Origin of the sequence: Shimia sp. MIT910701 (assembly GCF_047126315.1) — a bacterium.
GTDB lineage: Bacteria > Pseudomonadota > Alphaproteobacteria > Rhodobacterales > Rhodobacteraceae > Shimia.
Genome location: NZ_CP138953.1, coordinates 1,104,691 through 1,129,192 on the forward strand (window position 1 = coordinate 1,104,691; position 24,502 = coordinate 1,129,192).

Below are 24,502 nucleotides of genomic sequence, written 5' to 3' on the forward strand. Positions count from 1 at the left end.
TCTATTTGCGCGCGCTAGGGTTCCCTCTGTGTGAGTGGGTTTTTGGGTTTTGCGAGGGTGCAGAAGCGCCCGCCCATGGGGGCGGTCGGGCGCTGCCCGGCGGCGTGCAGGGCACGCCACTTTTCGGGCTAGGTCGGAATGACGCGCGGCTTGCGGCGTTTCAATCGCACCGCATCTTTTAGGCGCCCTTTCAAACCGCGCGGCGGCAGGATTTCCCGATCCATTTCAAACACCGCACCATTCAGCGACGGATCTTGCCAAAGCGCCAGACCGGCGCCCCATTTGGCCGCCACGGCTGGATCAAGCCCTTCGGCCAAACCCATCTCCGTGTTGAGCATGCCGGGCATCCATGTGCTGATCACAATCTTGGGCAAACGATCCCCAAAATCGGCCACCAACGCGCGGGAGAAAGTTGTCACCGCGCCTTTGGACACGGAGTAAGCTGCGCTGCAGGGCAGGGGGTGCATATCCGCAAAGCTCGACACGTTGAGGATGCGGCCGCGCCCTGCCTCGGTCATGTCCTTGAGCGCCTCAGACGTGCAAGCCACCGTGCCACCAAGGTTGATGGCGACAGTCTGCATAAAGCTTTCCGGCGTTTCGTCCAGCATGTCGCGGTGCGGATAAACCCCGGCGTTGTTGATCAGGATCGAGACCGGCGCGATGGCGCGGATGCTGTCAAAAGCGGCGCGTACCTGCGCGGGGTTGGAGACATCTGCCACCACAGGGGTGAAGCTGTCACCCGCCAAGGCCGCTGTCTCGCGCAGCGCGTCTTCACGGCGTCCCAAACCCGCGACCAGCAGGCCCCGCCCGCAAAGCTCTATCGCCAAGGCCCGCCCCAATCCAGAGCTCGCGCCAGTGATGACCGCCAGTAGCTTAGCCATTTTGGGTCTCCATCAGTTCTGCCGCCACAACCTCCCCAACCCGCAGCGCATTGGCGGCGATGGTCAGCGACGGGTTCACCCCCATGGATGTGGGCATAAAGCTCGCATCCGCCACCCATAGGTTTTTCGTGCCGTGCACTTTGCAATTGCGATCCAGCACCGAGGTTTTGGGATCATCACCAAACCGCAAGGTACCGCAGGGGTGGCCAAAATTCAGTTCCGGCCCCGCGCCGGTGAACGCCATGCGGATGCCTTTGAGGCGCTGCTTCAGAGCTTTGCGGAAAGCCTTGCGCCGCGACAGCAGTTCCGGTGCCATGTCATAGGTGATCGCCAAACGATGCGGATCAGCGGGATCGTGAAACACGCGGTTTTCCGCATAGGGCAGGTCTTCCAAGATGCCGACAAAGATCTTGGCGCTGCCAAACAGTTTCACGGCAATCGCGGCGGGCAGGCGGGTGAACTGACGCAGCCAGCCCAGCTTGCGCAATGGCGAGCGGTCAAAGGCCATGTTGAGATAATGCACAATCTCACCATAGCGCGCCTCAACCCCCAAAGCCTGCACCATACCAAAGCGCTGTCCGTCCTGATGGTACAGATCGCGAAAGGCGAGGGATTTGGACGCCCCCGCGCTGTGTTTGCCTTTGGGCGGCCAGAGCGCAAACATCTCGTTGAGGTGAAACATCAGGTTGCGGCCAACAAGGTCATTTCCATTGCCCAAATTTCCCGATGCCATCAACAGGCGCGGAGAATGCAGCGCTCCGGCAGCCAGCACATAGCTGCGCGCGGTAAGCGTGGCTTCTTTGTTTTTGCACGCCACATTGAGGCCAATCACAGTGCCGTCCTTGGATAGAATTTCCTGCACTTCGCAAAAGTCCAACAGGGCCGCGTTGCCGGTTTCCAAAGCAGGCTCCACGCCCGCGGAGCGCCCATCCATCTTGCAATCGTTGGGACACTTGCGGCCCAAATACTGCTCAAACCCGTCCTCTTCGCGGACGGCCATATGGCCCCGATACGGGGTTAGCCCAATATCTTTCATGGCCGACATCAAGCCTTGATCTGTCGCGCTCATCACCGTTGGCGGGAAGAGGTTGCCGTCTGGCTGCAAGGGATCTGGCGTGCCGCGCACGTGATACAGCGCTTCGGCGCGGTCAAAATAGGGTGCCATCTCCTCGTATGACACCGGCCAGCCGCCGGTTGGGTGCGGGCGGGCGTCGCTGTGGTCCAGATCATGCGGCGCGGGGCGCTCTAACGTGGCGGCGTAAAACACCGAACTGCCGCCCACACCGGCCCCCAACGGTGCGTGGAAGGTGGTGGTCACCCCGTTCACTGTCGCTTCCAGAGGTTCGGGCCAATAACCGCGCACCAGTCTCGCCTCGCGGTCCCAAATGTTGGGGTTGAGCTCCTGTTCTTCAGCGCGAACACCGGTTGGCCCACGCTCGACAAACAGCACCGACAGGCCCTGTTCCGCCAAATAGCGGCCAATGGTGCCGCCGCCCATGCCGGTGCCAATGACGATCACGTCCCAAGAGGTGCCGCTGGCCTCGGCAAGCGTGGTCATTGCGTGGCCCGGGCCATGACCGGGTAAAACACCGAGCGCATCCGCCGCGCCGCCGAATTGGTCACGTGGTTGTTGTCAAAATACTGGCCCACGCCGCCTTGCACCGCGTCACACAGGAATTGGTCACAAAACCAGCCCCAGCTGTCCAAGATGGTTGCGCCGCTTTTGGCCAGGGCCGCCGCCGCGCCGCGTTCGCGGGTTTGAGCGTCGGTCACGGTGATCTGCCCAATCCTGCGGGCCAGTTGCTCCGACAGGCGGCCATGCACCAGCGCGCGAGCGACTTTCGGGGCGTGGTAATTCTGAATTTCCGGCGGTTGGCGCAGGATGTAGACCTGTCGGTCCAGATCGCCAATATCGGCAACCGTGGCGGCCAAAGCGGTACCCAAAAGCGCGTCCTGGGTCATATTGCCATAAACGTCGCTGCGCAGGCGGATGGTGTTGTGCGCGTCACTGCCGCTGCCTTTGCCGGAGGCATAGTAAGACCAGCGCCCGATCAGGATGACGTCTTGCAGGTGGCGCATGTCGCGCAGCGCCTTGCGGATTTGCGCATTGGCGTCCGCACAGGCGGCATCCTGTGCCGGGGTGGCCGCGCTTTCGCGTTTTTCAAGATCAAAGGCCGGGGCACAGCCCGCGCGCCAGATCACCAAGGCGCTGCGATCGGCCTCACGCGCGGCTTGCTTCAGACCCTCGTAGTAGGCCCGCACATGGCTATCGCCCCAGATGATCAGGCTCGGTGAGCTTTCCTTGGGGCCAATCGGGCAAATCTCGATGCCCTCAAACGGTCCTTCGTCGGGCACGTAACAATCAGAGAAATCCTGCAGAAAGTCACCGGTAGCCGCGATATGCACCTGCGCTTGTGGGCCAAAGCGCTGCGGCATGCCGTCTGCCTTGAACACCATAAACGACAGGCCCACCACACTGACCGAGGCCAGCGCGGCGGTGAACAAGAGACCCCAGGTCGGCAGGTTCTTGGCCTGACGCACCGGCTGTTCCACCAGGCGCCAGGAGAGCACGGCCAGCACAAAGGAAATCGCGATCCAAAGTGACGTTTCGCCGGGACCGCGATACTGACCTTGCAGGTATTTGGTGAAGGTAAAGACCGGCCAATGCCAGAGGTAGAGCGAATAGGAGATCAGCCCGATCAGCACGGGGATGCGCATCGACAGGCCACGGTTGACCCAGTTGTCATCCTGCCCATTGCCGATCAACAGCACGGTGCCGAGCACCGGGAAGATCACCTGCCAGCCGGGGAAGCCCTCGCCCGGCACCACCAACACAACCGAGGCCAGCACCAACGCTAGCCCGGCCCAGCTCAGCGCTTGGTGACGGCGCCACAGATCGGGCCGTTCGATGTTTAGCACGGCCAAGCCAACACCGACCAAAAGCTCCCAAGCGCGGAAGGGGAACAGGAAGAAGGCCGCCGGATGGGACACGGGCGTGGTCGCCAGATTGCTGACAAACGACAGGCCAAACACCGCGCCCAAAGCCCAGAGCATCACAGTTTTGTTGCGGGCAAACAGCAAAAACAGTAGCGGCAGGAAAATGTAGAACTGTTCCTCCACCGACAGAGACCAGGTGTGCAGCATGATCTTGTCTTCAGCCGCCCCGTCAAAATAGCCGGATTGGCGGAAAAACAGAACGTTTGACAGATAAACTGTGGCCGCAATCACGCCTTTGGCGGTTTCGCGGAAGTCATTGGGCAACAGGATCAGCGCGCCAATGATCAACACCACAAAGGCCATGACAAAATAGGCTGGTGCAAGGCGTTTGATGCGGCGGATGTAGAATTGACCCAAGGCCAGCCGCCCGGTCTCCTGCTGTTCGCGCCACAGGATGCCGCCGATCAGAAAGCCGGAAATCACAAAGAAGACGTCAACCCCAATGAAACCACCGCCAAATCCCGGCACGCCAAAATGATAAAACACCACCGCCAGCACCGCGATGGCGCGCAGCCCGTCGATCTCCGCTCGGTGGCCTTTCGCGGCTTTCAAATCAGCGGCAAGTTTGGGCGCGGAGGTTTCTACCTCAGGCGACTCTTGGGTGCTCATGCGCTTGCGCATCCTTGGGTTGCTTTTTTGCTTTTCTCCAAAAAACATAACTCCTCCCTGCGCCGCAAGCGCCACCGCACAGCAGAGTTAAGTTGCTTTAACACAGAGGTTTTGCGACAACGCTTTGAAACGGCCCGCTTTTGCGGGATTTGGCGCGGAGGCAAATGCTGTGCAGACTGACCAAAATGTGTCCGCCACAGAGCCGGATTGGTCGCGAGAAGTGCCACGAGGCTTCTGGGATCCCGGACCCAAGCTGCTGCGCGCGCTGCGCCGTTATCAAGCGGCCAAGGCGCGGGGTGGTCTGCTTGGCAAGCTGGCGTCCAAACGCTGGGTGCTGTCCCACCGTTTTTGGTCAGTGATTACTCAGTCGGAGCTGCATCTGAACATGCAGATCGCAGGCGGGCTGCGGCTGCCGCATCCCACCGGCATCATTGTGCACCCAAACGCCACCATTGGACCAAACTGCCAACTGATGCATCAGGTGACCCTGTCTGGCGCGGTGGTGCTGGAAGGCCATGTGGACATCGGCGCGGGCGCGAAGGTGATTGGTCCTCTAACAATTGGCGCGGATGCTGAAGTCGGCGCCAATGCGGTGGTCACAGGCGATGTGCCCGCCGGGGCTGTGGTTGGCGGAATACCTGCGAAGGTCTTGAAATTGAAGCCGGGATACGGCGACTAAGTCACAGAATGGTACGGCGCTTTGATGGCGCGGGCTGCTTGGTGGCCACGGACTGCGGTTCTTCTTCGCCCTCTTCCCGGCGGCTCATCGGGCTGCGGCGAAACGCCGATTCCGCCCCGCGTCGAATTTGCGCCAGCCGCTCCGCGTGGCCAAACAACGTGCCCGCAATCAGCCAGGTGGTGGGCGTGAGCGTGGCGTTGGGCAGCATATCGATCATGTTGAACCCCAGCATCAAGGCCAACGGCCCAAGGTAGGGTGATAGCCCACGATCGTCGCGCTCCTGGAGATGCTGCTCGTCCAGCAGCGCAAAAGACGCATCGCGTTTGAAACTGTCCCGCTCTGCTATCCTGATCCGGCTTAGTTCCCGGTGCACCAGGAAGATCGGCAGAGCCATCAGGCCAAACTGGGCGATGTATCCGGCCCAGCCCCAGACCCCCATCACGATGATCCAGTATCCGTCAGTGACCGAGGTGATTAGCCCTGTGGTGGGGTTGTGGATGTGGTTGCGCCCCCAGATGCCCCAGCCAAACAGCGGTTTCTCCAATGCCCGATCCAGCAGCACGTCCTCGTTCTCGATCCGGAAGCTCAGGGAATGGGCACGCTCGGCACTGACCTTTTCGGCTTGGGCAATGATGGCGTCGCTTGGCACCAACCCGGAAGTTTTGAGCACCGGATAGGCCAGCATCATCAGCGCCAGTATGGCCGCTACTTTCACCTGCGCGCGGGTGTTGAGGAAGACAATCAACAGGCCCGCCGCCCCGGCATAAACCAATGTCGCCAGTGTTTTGCAGAGCACCAGCACCGCTGCGAGATAGAAGGCGGCAATCAGGTATTTGGCGCGGGTGCGGCTGGTGTCGGCCTTCCACAGGGTCAGCGCGGCCAACAGCGCCGTGAGTACAAAATAGGCCAGCCAGATGCCATGGTAGAGGAACACCATCGGGCGATAGCCATTGCCACGAATGGTCTGGCTGAACAGGTGTTGATAATAGCCATAGACCCAATTGTTAAGCTGCGGGCTGAGCCGCACTTCGATCAGGATCGGCAGGGAATAAGCCAGCCCGGCAATCATCAGCGCCAACAGTAGGTCGCGCTGATCCTCGCGGGTGCGCAGAAGGGCGCGGGCCATCAAGAAGCCAATGATGCCAATGAACTGGTTGATTGGCTGGGCAATGGCGTCCTGAAAATACAGGCCACGCACATAATTCTCGGTGAAGACCAGTGGCTCGCCATTGGTGAACACGGTGAGCACCGGGCTGAAAATCATGATGCCCAACAGCCAGCGTGCCAGAATACTGTCCGGCAACAGCTTGGGGCGTTGCGGCAGCACAAAGAACACCACAATCAGGATCGCCAGATTGGGCAGGCTGCCTTTATCCAATGCCGGCATCAGCGGGAAGTCAAACTCCGCTGGCGGTGGGGGCAGCAGCAGGTAGGCTCCCAACAAGGACCAAATCAGCGCCCGGCCCGGCGACAGGCTGACAAACAGCCGCCAAATGACCACCGGCCAAAGCATCAGCATCAACGTGGCGAGCATGTTGGGCATAGGGGGCAGGTCTTCCTTTGTCAGCGGCGTGGTCAGGGCCACACAAACGCAAAACGCGCGCCATGACTATAGCGCGCGTGTCTCAAACTGTCAGGGTGTGGCGTTCACACGCCGGTGCCGGCCATCACCACGGCCACGGTGCGCCAGACAACCGAGACATCGGTGCGCAGGCTCAGCGCGCGGTCATAGTGGCTGTCGTGAATGGCACGCTCGGCAAAGGAACACTCGTTGCGCTCGGAAATCTGCCAGAAACCGGTGATGCCTGGGCGCATGCGGTAATAAGCCGTGCCCGGGTACAGTGCGGTCTGTTGCGGCATCATCGGGCGCGGGCCAACCACGGACATGTCGCCCATCAGCACGTTCAGGAACTGTGGCAGCTCGTCCAGCGAGGTTTTGCGGATGATGCGGCCAATCGGTGTGATGCGCGGATCATGCGTCAGCTTTTGCTTTTCGTTCCACTCCAGACGGGCGGCTGGATTGGCGCGCAGATAGGCCTCCAGCTTACGGTCTGCATTGGGCACCATGGAGCGCAGCTTCAGCATGGAGAAGCGCTTGCCGTTTTTGCCAACACGTTCCTGACGGTAGAACGGAGACGCGCCATCCAGAGAGATGAACAGGGCGAGCAGCAGTACAACCAGCGTGACGGGCACCGCAATGATCAGGACAAACAGGATGTCGAACGCCCGTTTGAACACGCTGCGGTAAACGCTGTAGCGCACCGGCGTGACCTCAAAGGCCTGTTCAAAATCTTCACGCGAAAAAATCGCCATTCGGTGTCATCCCCGTAACCCAACCAGAAGGGCATCAAATTGAAACGCAACATCGGTTCGCCGGACCAGACATGGCCCGAACGTGTGTCTCACGTACCTTGTTTGCTTAAGCACCCCGGCAGCAGGGGCTGATCACATAGGTCCTTGCGACGTCGCTCTTTTTGATGCTCCTTCATAAGAAGCGCCCACCCAGGACTTACATTAGTCGCAAATTTACAGAAATCCACCTTATCTTTCGGATAGTTTTGTCTAAGTGATTGATAATAAACGATTTGATGAATTCCGTTTTTGGCGTTTTTTGCAAACTTGGTTAAAATTTGTGGCAACCCTGCCATTTTGTGGTTCGTGTTTGGAAACGGTGATGTAGGCCACTTTTTGATTGTTTCTTAGGGTGAAAAATTGACTTGGCGTCACCCAAACAAAACTTGGCAGCGATTCGCCGAAAACTGGCGTAAGCGGGGTGAAATGTGGCGCAATTGTGGCCGCTATTTGCCCAATTTCAGGATCATTGCCGCCAATCCTCCTGACACCGCCAGCAGGCCAAACACTTTCGTCAGACGTGTCAGCTTGCGCCGTCGCCGCTGGCGCGGAGTTTCCAGAACCGGAATGGCCGCCACGGCGCGCAGGCGCAATTGGCGCTCCAACTGGCCACGGGTCCAGATCACAGGGCTGCGCATCTCCAGCACAAACACCAGGCTTAAGGCGACCATGACAGACAGCACGCCACCCATCGCCAAAATGCGTTTGCGCGAGGGCGCAAGCGGCCAATCCGGCGGCAGCGCTTTTTCCAAAACGGTGAAACTGTCGGTTTGCTGGCTGGCCTCCAGCATCTGCTGCATCTCCGCCTCGGCCTTGCCTGCGGTGATCGCCTGATACTGTTCTTCCAGCTTGGTCAGCTGCCGTTCCAGACGGTTGTATTGTTGTTCAATACGCGGCGTGTCTTTGAGCGCGGCCTCAATCTCGGCAATCTCGATTTGATAGAGTTCGCTCTCTTCCTGCAGCCGGCGCAGGCGCTGGGCACGCACGGAATTGCCACCGCTGGAAATACCCACGTTCTCCAGAAGTTGGCGCTGCACTTCCAATTCGATCTGCTGCAAATCCACCAGACGGGTGCGCAGGGCTTCCACGCCGCCGGGCAATAGCACCGCGTTTTCCTGTTTATAATCGGCGATCTGCTGTTCCAGGTTGGTGATCGCCGCGCCAATGCGGCGCTCTTCGCCATCAAAGAAGGACAGGGTCTCGCTCACCTGTTCGGTGCGGCGCTTCTCTTCCTGCTCCAGCACATTGTTCACCAACTCGTTGGCCACATTGGCCGCCAGAACCGGATCGGTCATGCGCACAGAGACCAACAGCGCGGAGGGGCTGATGTCCTGACGCCAGCGGAAGTCGGGGTTGGTGATGTGGATCACGCCGGCCGCTTTGCGCAGCAGCTCCACCTTTTGCAGCTCGCTCAAAGGGGCGTCATTGTAGAGGCCAAACTTGTCGATGATGGTCAGCAGGTTGTCCCGCGCCATTACCCGCTGCTCCACAATTTGCAGCTTTTGCAGTATGTCCGCGTTCAACGCACCGGGGGAGGTGGCGCCGGTTTTGATCGAGGGCTGCTCGATCTGGATGGTGGCATAGGTCTCATACTCGCGTGGCAGACCCAGCACGTAGGCCAGCGAGATCAACCCGCCGATGACAATGATGCTTGCCCACAGGAAGAACCTCCTGCGCAGCATGCTCAGCACCTCGCCAAATGATTGGAACTTGTCCATGCCCGTCCTCAATATCGTCTTGGCGCGACTCGGATTCGCGCTCTTGAAGACAATTTATGACAAGCGAATGTGGTTATCCCGTGGCGCAAACCGGAAAATTTGCGTTCTCCATACCCGCCTGCGCGCCCAAAGTGACCATGGCCAACACATGTTCCCCGCCGGTGCCGCATTGCCCGGACAGCACCGTGCCCTCGGGCACCTCGCCTACAGACTGCATAAAGCGCGCGGTAAACCCGGTGCTGCGCACGTTGAGCGTGACTTGAATGGTGTCAAAGCCAAACAGGGTCTGGGTCAGGGGATATTGCGCCTTATACACCGCCTCTTTGGCGCAAAACAGCCGCCGCGCCATCAACGCGCGACGCGGTGCCGGCACCTCCATCAACCAGGCGCGTTCCTGCGGCAGGCAGATTTCTGCGGTCAGGTCATCATGTAGCGGCGCATCCGGTTCCACATCCACGCCGAGCGCGCGGAAGTGCCCTCCTGAGCCCACAATGGCGACACAGCTGGTGGCATCATGGGTGATCGAACCGGTCAGACCCTTGGGCCACTGCGGCGCACGGTCGGGGCGTGTCGGCACCGCTTGCTCCGGTCGTCCCACAGACCGCATCGCCAGCCGCGCGGCTTGCCGTCCGGCGGCAAACTCGCGCCGCCGTTTGGGCACCGCGCGGGCAATGGCCGGGGCTTCTTGCGGCCAGACAACGGCCACGCCACGCGCAGGGTCGGTCACGGCCACGGCAACTTGTGGCGGGGCAATACGCTCCGCCAGAGATTTTAGGGCCACAAGGTGCTGGTTGGGTGACAGGCTCATGTCCGCGCCCTCCGACGTGCGCGCATGGCGCGGCGCTTGCTCATGGTTTCCGCGCGGCTCTGCGCTTGGTCGCTGACCTCTTCGGCGGCCTTGGCTTCCGGCGCATCCGCTGGTTTGGGCGTGCCGGTCAACTCCTGCACCCGGCCTGCCAGCGCATTCAGCGTGGGGAAGCGGAACACATCGGTGATCGACAATTTCGCCGCGCCGGACCGTGCCCGTATTTCGCGGTGGGCCTGTACCGCCAGGAGGCTGTGCCCGCCAAGGTCAAAGAAGTTGTCGGTTGCCACCACTTCGCGCACGCCAAGCACCTCGGCCCAGACATCGGCCACCAGTTTGGCAATGTCACCACCGGCGGCAACGGGCGCTGCTGGTGCCGCCGTCTCCACTTTGGGCGTGGTGATCTTGCGGGTCTCTTCGGGCCGAGGCAGCGCCTTGCGATCAACTTTTTTGTTCGGTGTCAGTGGGAACTCTTTTAGCGTGACATAGTGCTGCGGCCGCATGAAACTTGGCAGGTTCTCGCGCAACTGCGCCCGAATGTCGGCCTCCACAGGCACATCACCTCGCAGATAGGCCACCAGCCGCACGTCGCCCTCGGTATCTTCACGCGCCATGACCACCGCCTGCGCCACGCCGGGCACCTCTTCCAGCCGGGTTTCAATCTCACCCAGTTCAATGCGATAGCCGCGCAGCTTCACCTGATGATCGACACGGCCAAGGAAGTCGAGCTTGCCATCCGCACGCCATCGCACAAGGTCACCGGTTCGATACAGTCGCCCATCCCCAAACGGATTGGCAATGAACCGCTCCGCCGTCAGCTCCTCCCGCCGCCAGTACCCACGGGTCACCCCCGCGCCACCAATCAGCAACTCACCCGCCACGCCCACCGGCACCGGAGCGCCCGCGTCGTCCACCACATAGACCTGCGTGTTGGCAATGGGATCACCGATGTTGGCCACGCCCTCGCTGGCACCCGCTATCGATGTGGTCGACCAGATTGTGGTCTCAGTCGGCCCATACATGTTCTGCACGCGGGCACCGCTGGCCGCATTCAGATCGGCCACCAGACTGCCAGACAGCGCCTCGCCGCCCACCATCATCTGCTGCACACCCGAGAGCGCAAACCGCGCCTCTTCGTTGTCGGTCAAAAGCCGCGCCATCGACGGGGTGCACTGCAGGTGGCTGACCTCATGGCGGATCATCTGCGCCGCAATTGAGATATCCTCGGGGTCCAGCTCGCCGCCCTCATTGGCGCGTTTCAGCACCTCGGCCAATGGCTTCAGCCCTTCCAAAACGGTCGCGCTATCGATGCCGTAATCGATCAGACAGGCAATCTCGGTCACACCAATGCGCTTGACCTGTTCCACCCGATCCAAGGCATCCTCAACCGTGCCAAACAACCCGCTGTCCTCAAAATACCGCAGGAAGGCAAAGTCGAGGATTTCTTCGAGTTCGTCTTCGCTCAGAATGCCGAGGTCCAGCTCAAAGGCGTTGTTCACCCCTTCGGGTTTCTTGAACGCGGGAAACGCCCAGGCATAGCTTTTGATCAAGCCCGCCGCCGCGCGCAGGTAGTCTTTCATCGGCTCACGCGCGATCTCGCGCGCTTTTTCCCGGTCTTCGGCCAGGAAGCTGTGCAGCATCAACGTAACGCTAAAGTCATCCGGGTTGTGCCCCGCCTCGCGCAGCGCATCATGATACAGCGCGATCTTTGCGCCCACTTCTTCCACGCTTTGCCCCAACAGGTGCGTCAGCACGTTACAGCCATTCCGCCCCGCATCTTTCCAGGTCTCCGGGTTGCCGGCCGTGGTCACCCACAATGGCAACTCTTTGGACACCGGGCGCGGCTGCGTCATCACCGGATGCATCGAGCCGTCTTTTTTCGGGAATTCCACCTCTTCGCCGCGCCAAAGTTTGCGCAGGTCGTCCATCTGCTCAAACATCACATCGCGGTTGCGCGGCGGGGTGTTTTCGGGCCGCAACACAAAATCATCCGGCTGCCAGCCGCTGGCAATCGCCAGGCCTGCGCGGCCATTGGTGAGGTTGTCGATCACCGCCCATTCTTCTGCGATGCGCGCGGTGTGGTGCAGCGGCGACACGCAGGATCCAGCGCGCACGCCGATCTGTTTGGTCACAGCCGCCACCGCCGCGCCGGTCACCGACGGGTTGGGGTAGGGGCCGCCAAAGGCGTGGAAATGCCGCTCCGGCGTCCAGACCGCGCAGAACCCATGGGCATCGGCAAACTTCGCGCCTTCCAGCAGCAATTCGTATTTCTTTGAGCCCTGACCATCGTCGTTGCCCCAATAATAGATCGAGAAATCCATTCCGCCGGCCGTGGCTGGCAAACGGCCACCAGAAATCTGCGTGGTGGTTTCATCGCCTGACAGCACCAGCTTAAAGCCGCGCGACAGGGTCCAGAACAGTTCCAGAACCGAAATGTCAAACGACAGCGACGTGACCGCCATCCAAGTATCACCGGCCTGATGGGGCACCCGCGCGTCCATCCCGGCAAAGAAGTTGGCCACGTTTCTATGCTCGACCATCACGCCTTTGGGCGTGCCAGTGGAGCCAGATGTGTAGATCAAATAGGCGAGGTCGCCGCCGGAGACGATGGCCTCTGGATTGTCCGCCGAGGCCGTCGAGAGCCGCGCGTCGCTGTCCATCTCCAGCACTTGTGCGCTGTGGTCTGGCAAGTCGCGTGTCAGCGCCGCTTGCGTCACAATTACGGCTGCGCCACTGTCGCTGATGTAATGGGCCAAACGGTCAGCGGGGTAGGCCGGGTCCATCGGCACATAGGCCCCTCCGGCTTTCAAGATCGCCAGCGCGGCCACCACCAGATCGGGCGACCGGCGCAAACAAAGACCAACCAGCGCGCCGCGGGTCACGCCCATGTCACGCAACACATGCGCGGCGCGGTTGGCCCGCGCGTTCAGATCGGCGTAGCTGAGCACTTCATGCTCAAACACCAACGCGGGGGCGTCCGGTGTCTTGGCAACCTGCGCCTCAAACTGCGCCGCCATGGTGAAATCCGGGTCAAACGGCGCATCGGTGGCGTTCCAGCCCGTCAACACCTCGGCGCGCTCTGCCTCTGGCAGCACATTTAGATCCGCCACATTGGCCGCGGTGCCAATCTGTGTGCAGATCAGCTCCAACCGCGCAACCAAACGCGCGGCGTGTTCTGGGGATACCCGCGCCGCATCAAAATGCAGCACAGCACCCGCTGCGCCAATGGCCACGGTCATCGCCGCGCCGTCGATTGGACCAGCCAAGCCGCCAGTCGTCACCGCCAAGTCCGGCATGGTCGGTGCAGACAGCGCCGGATCGCGGGCGATCAGGTCGCTGGCAAAGCTGCCTTTGGCATCTGCCTGCGCCACACGCTCGGCCATCGCGGTATTGGCCTCGGCCACTGTGTCATGCAGCAGCTCGGCTCCCACACGCAGCGGTACCCATGGCGAAATCAGCCCGGCGGCTTGCGGATGCTCCGCGCCGCGATAGGCCACATCACAGACCTCCGGAAGGCCTGACCGCAGCGCCCAAATGGCGACCGCGGTCAGGATACTCTTGGAGGGAGTCTCGGAAATCTCAAGCGGCAACTGCCGCATATCGGCCAGATCACCTGCGCCACGGATCAGCGGCAGGGTGGCTGGCATAAATTCACCCAAACGCGCGCGCCAGAACGGCTCGGCTTTGGCAATGGGGGTCATGGTGGCGGACAGCGCCTCACTCGCGGCTTTGTCCAAAAGCGGCAGGCGTTCACCGGCACGGATCACATGGCTGGCGGTCTCTTCTTGACCTGCCCCATCGCTCAAACCGCTCAACACCACGGCCCCCCGTCCACAGGCCACGGTCACATTGTCTTCTCCAACGGCTAGAACCGCGCCCGGCTCTCCCCGGCCCGCGCTTTCGGCGACTTCGGCAGATGTCACCAGCAGCACGCGTCCGGCGGCGACCATCTTGGGCGCAAACAGCGGGTTGAAGTAATCGCCATGATCCAGCGCGCGCACGAGTGCCACCACATCCTGTGCATCGCGGCGGAAATCAATCCGACCTGCAGCCTCTGGCCGTTTGGCACGGCCAAAATAGCTGCGTTGGCTCATGTCCTGCGCCCGCGTGTTGGCGAGGTCTTCGCCCAAGGCGCGCATCACGTCCGGGAAGCTTTCAATGGCGGCGGCGTAACATTTGGTATTCAGTGTCAGCGCGGTGTCCGCCTGCCCAATGTCAAACATGCGCTGGGCAACAATCTCGCCGGTGTCCGCGCCCACTTCCATCTTGTGCCATGTGATGCCGTGGCGCGGCTCCTGAGCCAGGCGCGCCCAGACCGGTGCATTCAAGCCCGCATAACGGGGTAGTGGCCCATCGTGGAAGTTCACCGCACCTTTGGCGGGCAGCTTCAGCACGGTGTCTGACAGCATGTCCAAGTTGGCGACACTCAACAGCCAGTCAAACCGCTCCCCCAGCAGTTCACCCGCAATATCGCTGTCCGATGATATCACCCGCAGCCCGGCCTCGGTTGCCCAGTCGCGGATCTCTGGCGCGCGCGTGACCACAGCGGCCAGCGTGTTGCCAGTGTCGAGCCACAACGTGGCACATTGGATCAGCAGACTCTCGTTGCCAATCATTACGGCAGACATCGGTGCGGCGTTGGTGAAACTATCAAGGCTCATGAGGAGGCCTCCTTGCGAACAGACAAAGTGGGGATTTTGGACGGTTCGCGCTGCGTCCGAGTGAAGAGAGATTTCAGGTAGTGGCTGATCAGATCCCGCAGAAAATGATCCGGGTCCCGCTTGGGTTTGCCGCCAATCACACGGCGCAGTTTCCACAGGCAGGCACCTGTGACATGCGCCAAAGTGGCGGCAAAGGCGTACGCCCCACCGTGGTTTTTGCGGAAGTAATGCAGGCGGCTGTCAAACCAGTACTGCGGCATGCGCTGCCAGGTTTTCATGCCGGTAGACACGGACCCGATATGGGTCACAGAGCTGGGGCGCACATAATCCGTATGCCACCCCGCGCGCTGGACACGCAGGCAGAGGTCGGTTTCCTCAAAATAGAGAAAGAAGGTCTCGTCAAAGAGGCCAATCTGTTCCAACACCTCACGCCGCATCAACATGGACGCCCCCGCCAGCCAATCCACCCGTGTGGTTTCCGCCGGGATCGGCAAGGGCACGATGTGTGTGTGCAAAGCACGGCTGATCAGCCCGACCCGCGCCGCGCCTTCCAGTTCACTTCCAATGGTATGGAAGCGAAAGGCGGTCAGGTGCGGTTCGTTATCTTCGCCGTGAATATAGCTGCCCGCGAAGCCGCAGGTGGGCATCTGCGCCATATGATCCAGCAACGCGGTGATGCTGCCCGCGTCGGGAAAGGCGTCGGAGTTTAGGATGTAGACAAAGTCAAAATCGCGCTGCACCAAGCCATGGCGGATGCCAAAGTTGTTGCCCGCGCCAAAGCCACCATTGCGACCCGACTGCACCACTTCCACGCGGCCCGCAGCCCAATCGGCCTCAGCAATGCCCGCCGTCATAGCCTCAAACGAGCCATCGCCGCTGTCATTGTCGACAATCACAATCTGCCCGTCGATGCCCGCCATCTCGCGCGCCGCCGCCTCGGCCGCTTTCAGCGTCATCTCCGGCGTGCGCCAGTTCAGGATCACGGTCAAAAGGGATGAGTCACTCATTCTGCCGCCCTCCGCGCCGCGCGTTTGGGCAGGTCTTTCTCCGCCGCCGCAATCACCTTTTTCATGCGGGTTGCCAGTACCCGCACGTTGGGTTCCAGCACCATGCTGTCATGATCGCCCGGCACCTCAAACACCTGCACATCGGGCACCCATTGGCTCCAGTCATTGTCTTGGAACACATAGGCGCGGTCGGCGTCCACCAAACGCCCGTCGCCCATGTCCCATTTGCCCACCAGCGGCGGACGGAACAGCACCAAATTGCCCTGCCAAGCGTGCATCGGGTATTGCGCCACAGCCCGCAGGAAAGCCGCCTCGATCTCGGCATCATGGAACTGCTGCCCCTGCGCCTCGGCTTCGGTTTCCTCTGTCGGGCGACGCTTCTCGATCTCCCAGGCAATGCGGTTTTTGGCCCAGATCAACGGATAGGCCGCGCCTTTGGATTTGAGCTCTTGCATCTGGATGCGCATCCGGTCCTGGCGCGACAGCGGGCGACGCACAGGTAAGGGCGTATCAAGCATCGCCACCAGCGCAACCTCGTCGCCGTGCGCCTCTAGCTGTCGAGCAATCTCATACGCGGTGATGCCGCCCCCGGAGAAACCACCCAACAGGTAAGGCCCTTCAGGCTGCACCTGTTTCATCTCCGCAATGTAATCCGTGGCCGCCTCGACAAGGTCATCATGCGGCGCGGCATCGCCAAACAGGCCGCGCGCTTGCAGGCCATAGAATGGCCGATCCGCACCGATCAGATGCGCCAGATGGCGCAGGTTCAACACGTTGCCAAACATGCCCGCCACCAGGAAGAACGGCGTGCGGTGCCCGCCTTCACCCTGATGCATCGGCACCAGATGGGTGAATCGGCTTTGCGGACGCGCCTCTGACTCCGCAGGACTATCCCCAGTCGCAACCTCCCCCAGCGCCGTGTCACCTACCCGCTCCGCAATCATCGCGGCGCAGGTTTCAATGGTGGGTGCCTCAAACAGCACCGAAATCGGGAACTCAATCGCCCAGGCCTTTTTGACCATGGCAAACAGGCGCACTGCGATCAGGCTGTGCCCGCCGAGATCAAAGAAACTGTCGCGGATGCCAACCAGCTCCACGCCCAGCAAATCCTGCCAGAAGCCCGCCAACGTGCGCTGAATATCGGTTTCCGGCGCGACATAATCGGTTTCCAACTCTGGCCGCTCAAAGCTCTGGCTTGGCCCATTGTCCTCATCCGCGCCCGCCTCGGCCTGTGCAATCAAGGCTGCCAGATCCAGCGAGGAGATCACCACCTGCGACCGGTCCCCGCGCAGCGCGGCTTCAAACAGATCGGCCCCCATGTCCGGCGGAATGCCTTGAGACAGATTGTGCGCCAGTCGCTCTTCGGCGGTGGACAGCGGCGCTTGCGCCTGCGCGTCTTCGTCAAAGGTGACTTCTGCCTTGCTCAACGGTTGCGCCTTGGCAAAGCCCGCGGCGGTTTCCACCTGCCGCAACGACAGGCCTTTGACCTCAATGCTCACTGCGCCATTGGCATCGGACAGCACCACGTCAAACCGGGCGGAGCCAGCATCGCTGCTGCCCTCGACCAAGGTCACATGGCTCATCACCTCGGCGGGCAATGCGCCATGGCGAACCAGCCGGTCATAGCCCACGGGCACCCACAAATGCCCCTGCGCATAGCCGGGGATCAGGTCCATGGCCCAGCCAGTGGCGATGTCCAGCAGGCCAGGGTGCAGCTGCAAGCCGTCGCCGTCAAACTGCGCGTCCAAACTCAGCCGCGCGAGGCCCTGTTGCGCCCCAAGCGCGGTTTCGCGCAGCACTTTCCAACGCGGCCCAAAGCGCATGTGCGCTTCTTGTGGGGCGCTCAATGCCGCGCCAAAGCCGTTCTGCTGCACCGGGCAGTCCGCCTTGAGCGCGTCCAGATCCAACGCCGCCGGCGCACCGGATCGCACCGGTGCCAGCCGTGCCTCGGCGTGGGTTTGCCAGCCGGGACGGCCGTCAAAGCTCACCGCTGTTTGCACCTCAAACCGATAGCCTTCATCCGAGCGGATCAGGCGCAGGCGCATCTCCGTGCCGCTGTCGCTCACGCGCATCGGGCGCAGGAACAGCAGGTCATGTATCGCGAAGGGTGCGCTCTCGCCCTGCGCCTTCAGCGCCTCATAGGCCAAGGAAATGTATCCGGTGCCGGGCATAACCGCGTCGCCATCCAGCGTGCGGTGCTCGTCCAAAATCCAATCTTTGGCAGACAGGCTTGCGGTGAAAATCCGGTTGCCCTGTGCGTCAAATCCCGCGCCTTGCAGCAGCGGATTGTCGATCGCCTCAGTCGGCACATCGACAACATGGCCCTGCCGTGCCGCAACCGCCTCGGCGGCCATGCCAACCTCGGCCCAAAGACCCCAGTTGATCGCCCGCACGCGGGTTTTGTCGGTTTGACGCGATTGCGCGTAGGCGTTCAGATAGGCGTTGGCGGCGACATAATCGATCTGCCCTGCCGGTGCGGTGGCCGTGGAAGACGACGCAAACAGCAACAGCCAATCCAGACTGCCATCCGGGAATAGTTGCTCGAGCACCTGCGTACCGTGCAGCTTGGGCGCCAACACATCGTCGATGCCCGCCGAGGTTTTGGCCAGCAGTGGCCCGTCGTCGATCACACCGGCGGCGTGGATCACGCCGTTGATGTCGCCAAAGGCCTCGCGCGCGGCATCTATAGCCTCCGCCATTTCATCCACGTTGCACACGTCTGCCGCCAGCGGCAGCACCTTGCCGCCCAGGCTTTCCAGCCGCTCCACCGCGCGGATGCGTTGGGCCACGCGATCATGCGGCGCGTGCCCTCGCAGGTAATCGCCCCACTTCTCGCGCGCCGGCAAGCCTTCGCGGGCCAAAAGCACCACGTTGGCGCCGGCGCTTTGGATCATGCGCTCCGCCAGCGTCAGGCCAATGCCGCCAAAGCCACCGGTGATCAGATAGGTGCCGCCGTCTTTGAAAACCGGCATCTCCGCGCCGTCCATCGCCACCTTGCGATAGCCGCGCTCAAACCGTTTCTCCCCCCGCCAGGCCGCGATCTGCCCCCGGGGGGCGGCCAGAATGTCTTCGAGCAGTTTGCCCACCAACCCACCGCGCGCTTTCTTCGCGGGTGGCTCCACATCCAGCAGGGCGCAAGTCACGCCGGGCAACTCCCGCCCAATCACCTGCACCGCGCCCAGCACCGTGGATTTCTCCGGATAGGGCAGCGCCTCTTTGCGCACCTGCACTGCGCCAGAACTCACCGTGGTGATGTGCAAAGGCGTGGGGAGATTCTCGTCGCTCACCGCTTGCGCAAGGAAGAACAGGCTCATCAGCCCCTGTTCCTGATTGCGGTGGAAAAAGCTCGACCCCGGACGGTGGCTTTCATTCTCGGTCAGCAGCCACAAATGCACAACGCGATCCGGCACGCGGCCTTTGCTCATCAAGCTGTGAATCAGCGCGTCATACCCATCGCGCCCGCGTTCCGGCGCCAGTGCGTAGCTGTCCGGGCCGGTCTCGGCAAAGGCGTCGCCAGTGGTCACGGTCACCACATCCTGACCCGCGTCGCGCAGGCGGCTGGCCAGCGCCGTGCCAGTGCCGCCTTGGTCAATAAAGATCAACCAGCTGTGCTTTTCCGCGTCGCTCAGCTCGGTCTCGATATCAATCTCACATTCCGCCAACCGTGGAGTCCACACCGGCGCATAGCTCCAATCCGCTGTGTCCTCGAGCCGCATCAACAACTCGTCTTGCGCCTCAATCTGACCCTGACCCGGCTCAATGAAATAGCGGCTGCGTTGGAAGGCATAAGTCGGCAGCACCACCTTTTGGCGCGGGACGTCCCCCCAATATTGGTCAAAGTCCACATCGACCCCGCAGGCCCAAAGCTGGCCCAAGACGGTGAGGAAATAGGCATCATCGCCAATGTCATCTTCTGGGTGGCGCAGGGAGGACAGAACTTTGTCGGCCTTCACCTGTCCGTGCATTTTTACCAGCGACGACAGTGCCTTGCCCGGGCCGACCTCCAGAAACACCCGCCCGCTTTCCTGCGCGAGGGTGGTGATGCCGTCGGCAAAGAACACGGTGTTGCGCAGGTGCCCAACCCAATACTCGGGATCGGTCGCTTCGCTGTCGAGCAACGTGGCGCCCGTGCGGTTGGAAATGATCGGCAGGCGCGGCGCGTGAAGCTGAATTGTGCGCAGGTAATCCCCGAACCGTCCCAGTATCGGCTCCAACATACGCGAATGTGCGGCGATGTTGATCGGCACGCGCTGCGTTTCAGTCTCCTGATCCGCCAGCTTGGCTGCCAAAGCATCCAGCGCCTCATCCGGCCCGGACACCACGGTCAGCGCAGGCGCATTCACCGAGGCAATATCAATCTCGTCGCTCAGGTGGGTTTCCACTTCGGCCAATGGCAGCGGAATCGACAACATCCCGCCCGCCGGTACCGTGTCGAACAGCTGCCCGCGCAGCTGCACCAGCCCCAGACAATCCTCAAACGACATCACACCGGCCAAACAGGCCGCTGTGTTTTCGCCCATGGAGTGGCCCACCAGCGCGGCAGGTTTTACGCCCCAACTCATCCAAAGCTGCGCCAGCGCATATTCCACCATCATGATCAGCGGCAGTTGCAGGCTGGGTTGTTTCAGACGCTCCTCAGCCTCGGCAACAGCCTCCCCTTCGGCCAGCCACAGCGCGCGCAATTCCTCGCCGCCTTTGCCCGCCAAATGGGCAAATCCGCGCTCCATCCACTCTTCAAAGACCGGTTCGGTCTCAAACAGATCGCGCCCCATGCCCACATACTGCGCCCCGCCACCGGGGAACATGAAGACCACTTCCGGCGATTCCGCCTCAGCCGTGTGCGTGAACACCCGCCGCAGATTGCCGCTCTCCAGATAGTCCGCCGCCTGTTCATGGCTCTCCGCCACAACCACACGTCGTTTCTCAAACGCCCGCCGTCCGTTCAGCAACGTATGTGCCACATCGGCCAGCGGCTGTTCCGGATTGGTCTGCAGATGCGCCGCGAGGTTGGCCGCATTGGCGTCCAGCGCCTTGGTCGAGCGGCCCGACACCGCAATCAGTTGAAACGGCCAGTCGCTCTCTTGGCTCTCGGCCCGCACTGGCGCTTCCTCGACCACCACATGCGCATTGGTGCCGCCCACGCCAAGGCTGTTCACCCCAGCCCGTCGTGGCCCTTTGTGGCTCTCCCACGCCCGCAAGCTGGCGTTCACCGCAAACGGGCTGCTCTCAAAATCAATCGCCGGATTGGGCTTCTCAAATCCTAGGCTTGGCGGCATCTCTTTGTGGTGCAGCGCCAAAGACGTCTTGATCAAGCTCGCCGCCCCAGCTGCCGTGTCCAAATGGCCAATGTTGGTTTTCACCGAGCCAATGCGACAAAACCCGGTCTCCTCGGTGGTTTCGCGAAACGCCTCGGTCAGGGCCGCCACCTCAATTGGATCGCCCAAATATGTCCCGGTCCCGTGGCACTCGATGTAATCCACCGTGTCCGCGGGCACATCCGCAATCGCCAAAGCATCGGCGACCGCCGCCGCCTGTCCGCCCACGGATGGTGCCAGATAGCCCGCTTTCTCAGAGCCATCATTGTTGACCGCAGAGCCTTTGATGACGGCCCAGATGTGATCGCCCTCGGCAATCGCATCCTCCAGCCGCCGCAACACAACCACACCTGCGCCGGAGCCAAACACGGTCCCCTGAGCGCGATGGTCAAAGGCGTGGCACTCGCCGTCCGGGGACAGGATTTCGCCATCCTCAAACACATAGCCGCGCCCATGGGGCAACTCGAGGGTCACCCCCCCAGCCAGCGCCATGTCGCATTCGCCGTTCAGGATCGACTGCGCGGCATAATGCACCGCCACCAGCGACGTCGAGCAGGCGGTCTGCAATCCAAGGCTTGGCCCATTCAAATCCAGAATGTGGCTCAGCCGCGTGGTCATGAAATCCTTGTCGTTGCCCGTATGGCGCAACAAGAACATGCCGGTGCTGTCCACCAGATCGCGGTTGGAGCAGATGTTGAAATAGAAATAGCTGCCCATTCCGCAGCCGCCAAACACCCCAATAGGACCGCCGAAGTTCTCCGGCATATGGCCCGCGTTTTCGAGTGCCTCCCAGCTCACCTCTAGAAACTGGCGGTGCTGCGGGTCCATGATCGCGGCCTCTTTTGGCGACAGCCCAAAAAACTCCGCGTCAAAATCGGCAAAGCCGTCCACTGTGGCGGCGGCGGGCACATAGTTGCGATGCGCCATCTTGGCCCGGCTCTCGCCATTGGCCAGAAGCTCGTCTTCACTCAGCTTGCGGATGGAACGGATGCCGTTGCGCAGGTTGTGCCAATACTGATCAATCCCGCCCGCGCCGGGCAGGTGGGCCGCCATGCCCACAATTGCAATATCCGTCTCTGCGACCGGTTGGTCCGTCGGGCTTGTCACCACATCCACCTGCTATTCCATTACGCCTTCGTCGGTCCCCTTCTGATAGGGGGACTCTTACACTTGGCTTAAAGATAGAATCCCATCGGACCAGTAGGAAGGTGAAATCAGGGCAAATTGAGGGCAGAAAGCTTAACAATCGCGCTCTGATATAGCCAAAAGGCAAGGCCGCCTATGCCAATGCCCACGGTCCAAAACACCGCATCATGGCGCGCATCCCAGGCATCATGTGCCCGCGCCAGACAGACCACCGCCGGATAGGCCAGCACCATCGCCAATCCCTGTCCCAGCAAGGCACCGGTGAGGCCATACTGGCTTGCTCCGATCATCAGGCCCACCATCATGAGCGCCGCCCGTGTCGCGGCCAACAGGAAGAAACCACGGCTGTCCCCGGCGGCCAAAGCGGCCTGGTCGTAGGTCAGGGCAATCACCTGCGGGATTTGCATCACCGCCAAAAGCACCACCACCCCCCCGGCCAGCGCATAGCGCGGATCATAGAGCGCGGCGACCAGCCAGACGCCGATCAAGGCAAACAGCGTCAAAAGTCCCATCAACCCGCCGCTCAAGAGCATGCGCATCTTGTGCAATTTGGCGCGGTTCTCGGCGCTCTCGCTTGGGGGCTTTTCGCGGTAGATCGGGATCATGATCCGCCGCATCAACATCCCGCCCAGCAACAGCGGGAAGGATGCCAGGAAGTAGCCGATGTTGTAGACCCCTAGCGCGCCAAGGCTGAGGTGTTTGCCCAGCACAATTTTGTCACCTTGAGACAGCAGAAAACCGGCGGCGGTGGAGAGGAAAATCCACTTGCCAAAGTGGATTAGTTCTCCGGCGGCGGGCTTGTCCCAGCGCGGCTTATTGATCGCGCCGGGCAGGAAAATATAGTAGAAAATCAACTGCATGACCGTGGTGGTCACCGCATTGGCCACCAAGGCCCAGACCGATCCCGTGGCCCAGGGAATGGCCACGCCGACCACCAGTCCTATCACTTGCGCTGACAGGTCGATCATCGTGATCCGCCCCAGCGCAAGGTGCCGGTTGGCGCTGTCTTTTTTGGTGGGGAACAACCCCATGATCAACAGGGTCAGGCCGACCACCGGTAGAATCTCGGCCAGCTCCGGCGCGTCATAAAACGCCGCCGCTGGCACAGCCAAGACCCAGGTCAGGATCAGCAGGAACACGCCGCGCAACACCTGGATGGTCCAGGCGGTGTCGAGGAAGGCGCGATCCTCGCCGCGTTTGCTTTGCAGGATCGACTGGGTCACGCCCATGTCCGACAGGTTGGACAGCCCCTGCAAGAAGACCCAAACAAGGCTCATCAGGCCAAAAGCTTCTGGAAAGAGCAGGCGAGTGAGGATCAGGTTGGAGGCCAGTCGCAGCGCTTGAGACCCGCCATACCCAAGGATGGTCCAGCCGCCACTGCGAATGGCGCGTGCGGCAAGCGAATTGCCCTGCGTGAGGCTTTTGAGGCGGCTCATCTTCCGCGCTCCCAGGCACTGGATTTCTGGGGCGAAAACTTCACCACAATCGAGACCGCCGCATAAACTGCAAAGCCCAACGTATCGCGCACCATCATGGTTAGTTTTGTGCCTAAACTGAGGGTGAATTTATCGTCGTTTTGCAGCAGGTCCGGGAACCGTGCCTTAATTTCGTCTACACCTGCGTTTTGGCGTCGCCGAACTTTGACCAAGGCGGCGAATCCCTCAACCAGCGGCCAGTCATAACCCGCTTCGGTGCCGATCCGTTCTTCTGGCGTGAAGTTCAGCCGCACAAAGGTGTCGTCCGAAATGATACCGGGAAACTCATCCCAGCGCGCGCGACCGGCGGCGTTCACCGCAAACAAGCCAGCCCCCGGCACGCCGTGAGTGATGAAAGGCACTTTGCTGTAGGTGCGTGCATAGGCCCGCGTAGCCCATGTCTTGGCGCGCGGCAGTCGCAACTTGCCGCTGGCATATCGTGGCGCATCTGTGTTCAGCGCTTCGGCAATTTGTCCCATCAGAGCTGGGTCGACCCGAACATCGGCATCCAGATAGGCGCGGGTGCCAAAATTGGCAGCGTCATCGGCGGCATTGAGCGCGCCCATTTTGCCCAAAGCGGGCAGGTCCAGAACCGTGAGGCTCCAGCCTTTGTCTTTAGCTTGTGTACGGAAGCCCTCGGCAATCTGCACCGTGTCGTCCTCACAGCCATTGGCCGCCACCACAATCTGCGCCACCGCTGGCCCGTCAGAGGCCAAAACGGCTTCCAAACAAGGGCCGATATGGGCGGCCTCATTGTTGGCCGGAATGAGAATGCTCAACACGGAAATGGCTCGCCTCTGACGTCACGTTTGGCGCAACCTATCAGATCGGCTAGGGTCGGGGCAGGGGGATTTCCC

Annotated in this window: 14 protein-coding genes; 1 reads left to right on the forward strand and 13 read right to left on the reverse strand. The window is 61.4% G+C overall.

Features of this window, described 5'->3' with window-relative positions:
- Positions 1-128: 128 nt before the first annotated feature.
- From SIB38_RS05235 to SIB38_RS05245, 3 genes are read right to left on the reverse strand one after another with little or no spacing between them, the layout of a single operon-like run.
- Positions 129-881, reverse strand: coding sequence for an SDR family oxidoreductase (locus SIB38_RS05235; RefSeq protein ID WP_294115926.1), 753 nt, complete (start codon positions 879-881; stop codon positions 129-131).
- The gene (locus tag SIB38_RS05240) at positions 874-2,439 is read right to left on the reverse strand and encodes a GMC oxidoreductase (protein WP_412551559.1); all 1,566 of its coding nucleotides are present in this window, start codon (positions 2,437-2,439) and stop codon (positions 874-876) included. The genes SIB38_RS05235 and SIB38_RS05240 overlap by 8 nt, the downstream gene beginning before the upstream one ends.
- Positions 2,436-4,487 (reverse strand): acyltransferase family protein, encoded by a 2,052-nt coding sequence (locus SIB38_RS05245; protein WP_412551560.1) that lies wholly within the window; start codon positions 4,485-4,487, stop codon positions 2,436-2,438. Before SIB38_RS05245 ends, SIB38_RS05240 begins: the two co-directional genes overlap by 4 nt.
- Before the next feature lie 169 nt (positions 4,488-4,656).
- Here SIB38_RS05245 and SIB38_RS05250 point away from each other — a divergent pair, with 169 nt between their 5' ends.
- Entirely contained in the window at positions 4,657-5,166 is a 510-nt protein-coding gene (locus tag SIB38_RS05250; RefSeq protein ID WP_294115934.1) for a serine acetyltransferase, read from the forward strand.
- A gap of 1 nt (position 5,167) precedes the next feature.
- Here the strand turns inward: SIB38_RS05250 and SIB38_RS05255 are convergent, their stop codons facing one another.
- The 10 genes from SIB38_RS05255 to SIB38_RS05300 form a co-directional block, all read right to left on the reverse strand.
- On the reverse strand, positions 5,168-6,709 hold the full coding sequence (locus tag SIB38_RS05255) for a hypothetical protein (protein WP_412551561.1): 1,542 nt from the start codon (positions 6,707-6,709) through the stop codon (positions 5,168-5,170).
- Positions 6,710-6,813: 104 nt separating this feature from the next.
- Positions 6,814-7,479 (reverse strand): sugar transferase, encoded by a 666-nt coding sequence (locus tag SIB38_RS05260; protein WP_294115938.1) that lies wholly within the window; start codon positions 7,477-7,479, stop codon positions 6,814-6,816.
- 89 nt (positions 7,480-7,568) lie between these two features.
- On the reverse strand, positions 7,569-7,814 hold the full coding sequence (locus tag SIB38_RS05265) for a hypothetical protein (RefSeq protein WP_412551562.1): 246 nt from the start codon (positions 7,812-7,814) through the stop codon (positions 7,569-7,571).
- A 150-nt stretch (positions 7,815-7,964) separates the two neighbouring features.
- A complete protein-coding gene (locus SIB38_RS05270; protein WP_412551563.1) occupies positions 7,965-9,236 on the reverse strand; it encodes a GumC family protein in 1,272 nt (423 codons plus the stop codon).
- Between the two features lie 73 nt (positions 9,237-9,309).
- Positions 9,310-10,044 carry a 4'-phosphopantetheinyl transferase family protein gene (locus SIB38_RS05275; RefSeq protein WP_412551564.1) on the reverse strand — a complete coding sequence of 245 codons (735 nt, stop codon included), beginning with the start codon at positions 10,042-10,044 and terminating at the stop codon, positions 9,310-9,312.
- Positions 10,041-14,702, reverse strand: a complete 4,662-nt coding sequence (locus tag SIB38_RS05280; RefSeq protein ID WP_412551565.1) for a MupA/Atu3671 family FMN-dependent luciferase-like monooxygenase — start codon at positions 14,700-14,702, stop codon at positions 10,041-10,043. Before SIB38_RS05280 ends, SIB38_RS05275 begins: the two co-directional genes overlap by 4 nt.
- Positions 14,699-15,709 (reverse strand): glycosyltransferase family 2 protein, encoded by a 1,011-nt coding sequence (locus SIB38_RS05285; RefSeq protein WP_412551566.1) that lies wholly within the window; start codon positions 15,707-15,709, stop codon positions 14,699-14,701. The genes SIB38_RS05280 and SIB38_RS05285 overlap by 4 nt, the downstream gene beginning before the upstream one ends.
- The gene (locus SIB38_RS05290; RefSeq protein ID WP_412551567.1) at positions 15,706-22,140 is read right to left on the reverse strand and encodes a type I polyketide synthase; all 6,435 of its coding nucleotides are present in this window, start codon (positions 22,138-22,140) and stop codon (positions 15,706-15,708) included. The genes SIB38_RS05285 and SIB38_RS05290 overlap by 4 nt, the downstream gene beginning before the upstream one ends.
- A 98-nt stretch (positions 22,141-22,238) precedes the next feature.
- The gene (locus SIB38_RS05295) at positions 22,239-23,606 is read right to left on the reverse strand and encodes an oligosaccharide flippase family protein (RefSeq protein ID WP_412551568.1); all 1,368 of its coding nucleotides are present in this window, start codon (positions 23,604-23,606) and stop codon (positions 22,239-22,241) included.
- The gene (locus SIB38_RS05300) at positions 23,603-24,427 is read right to left on the reverse strand and encodes a glycosyltransferase family 2 protein (protein ID WP_366010733.1); all 825 of its coding nucleotides are present in this window, start codon (positions 24,425-24,427) and stop codon (positions 23,603-23,605) included. The genes SIB38_RS05295 and SIB38_RS05300 overlap by 4 nt, the downstream gene beginning before the upstream one ends.
- Between the last annotated feature and the right edge of the window lie 75 nt (positions 24,428-24,502).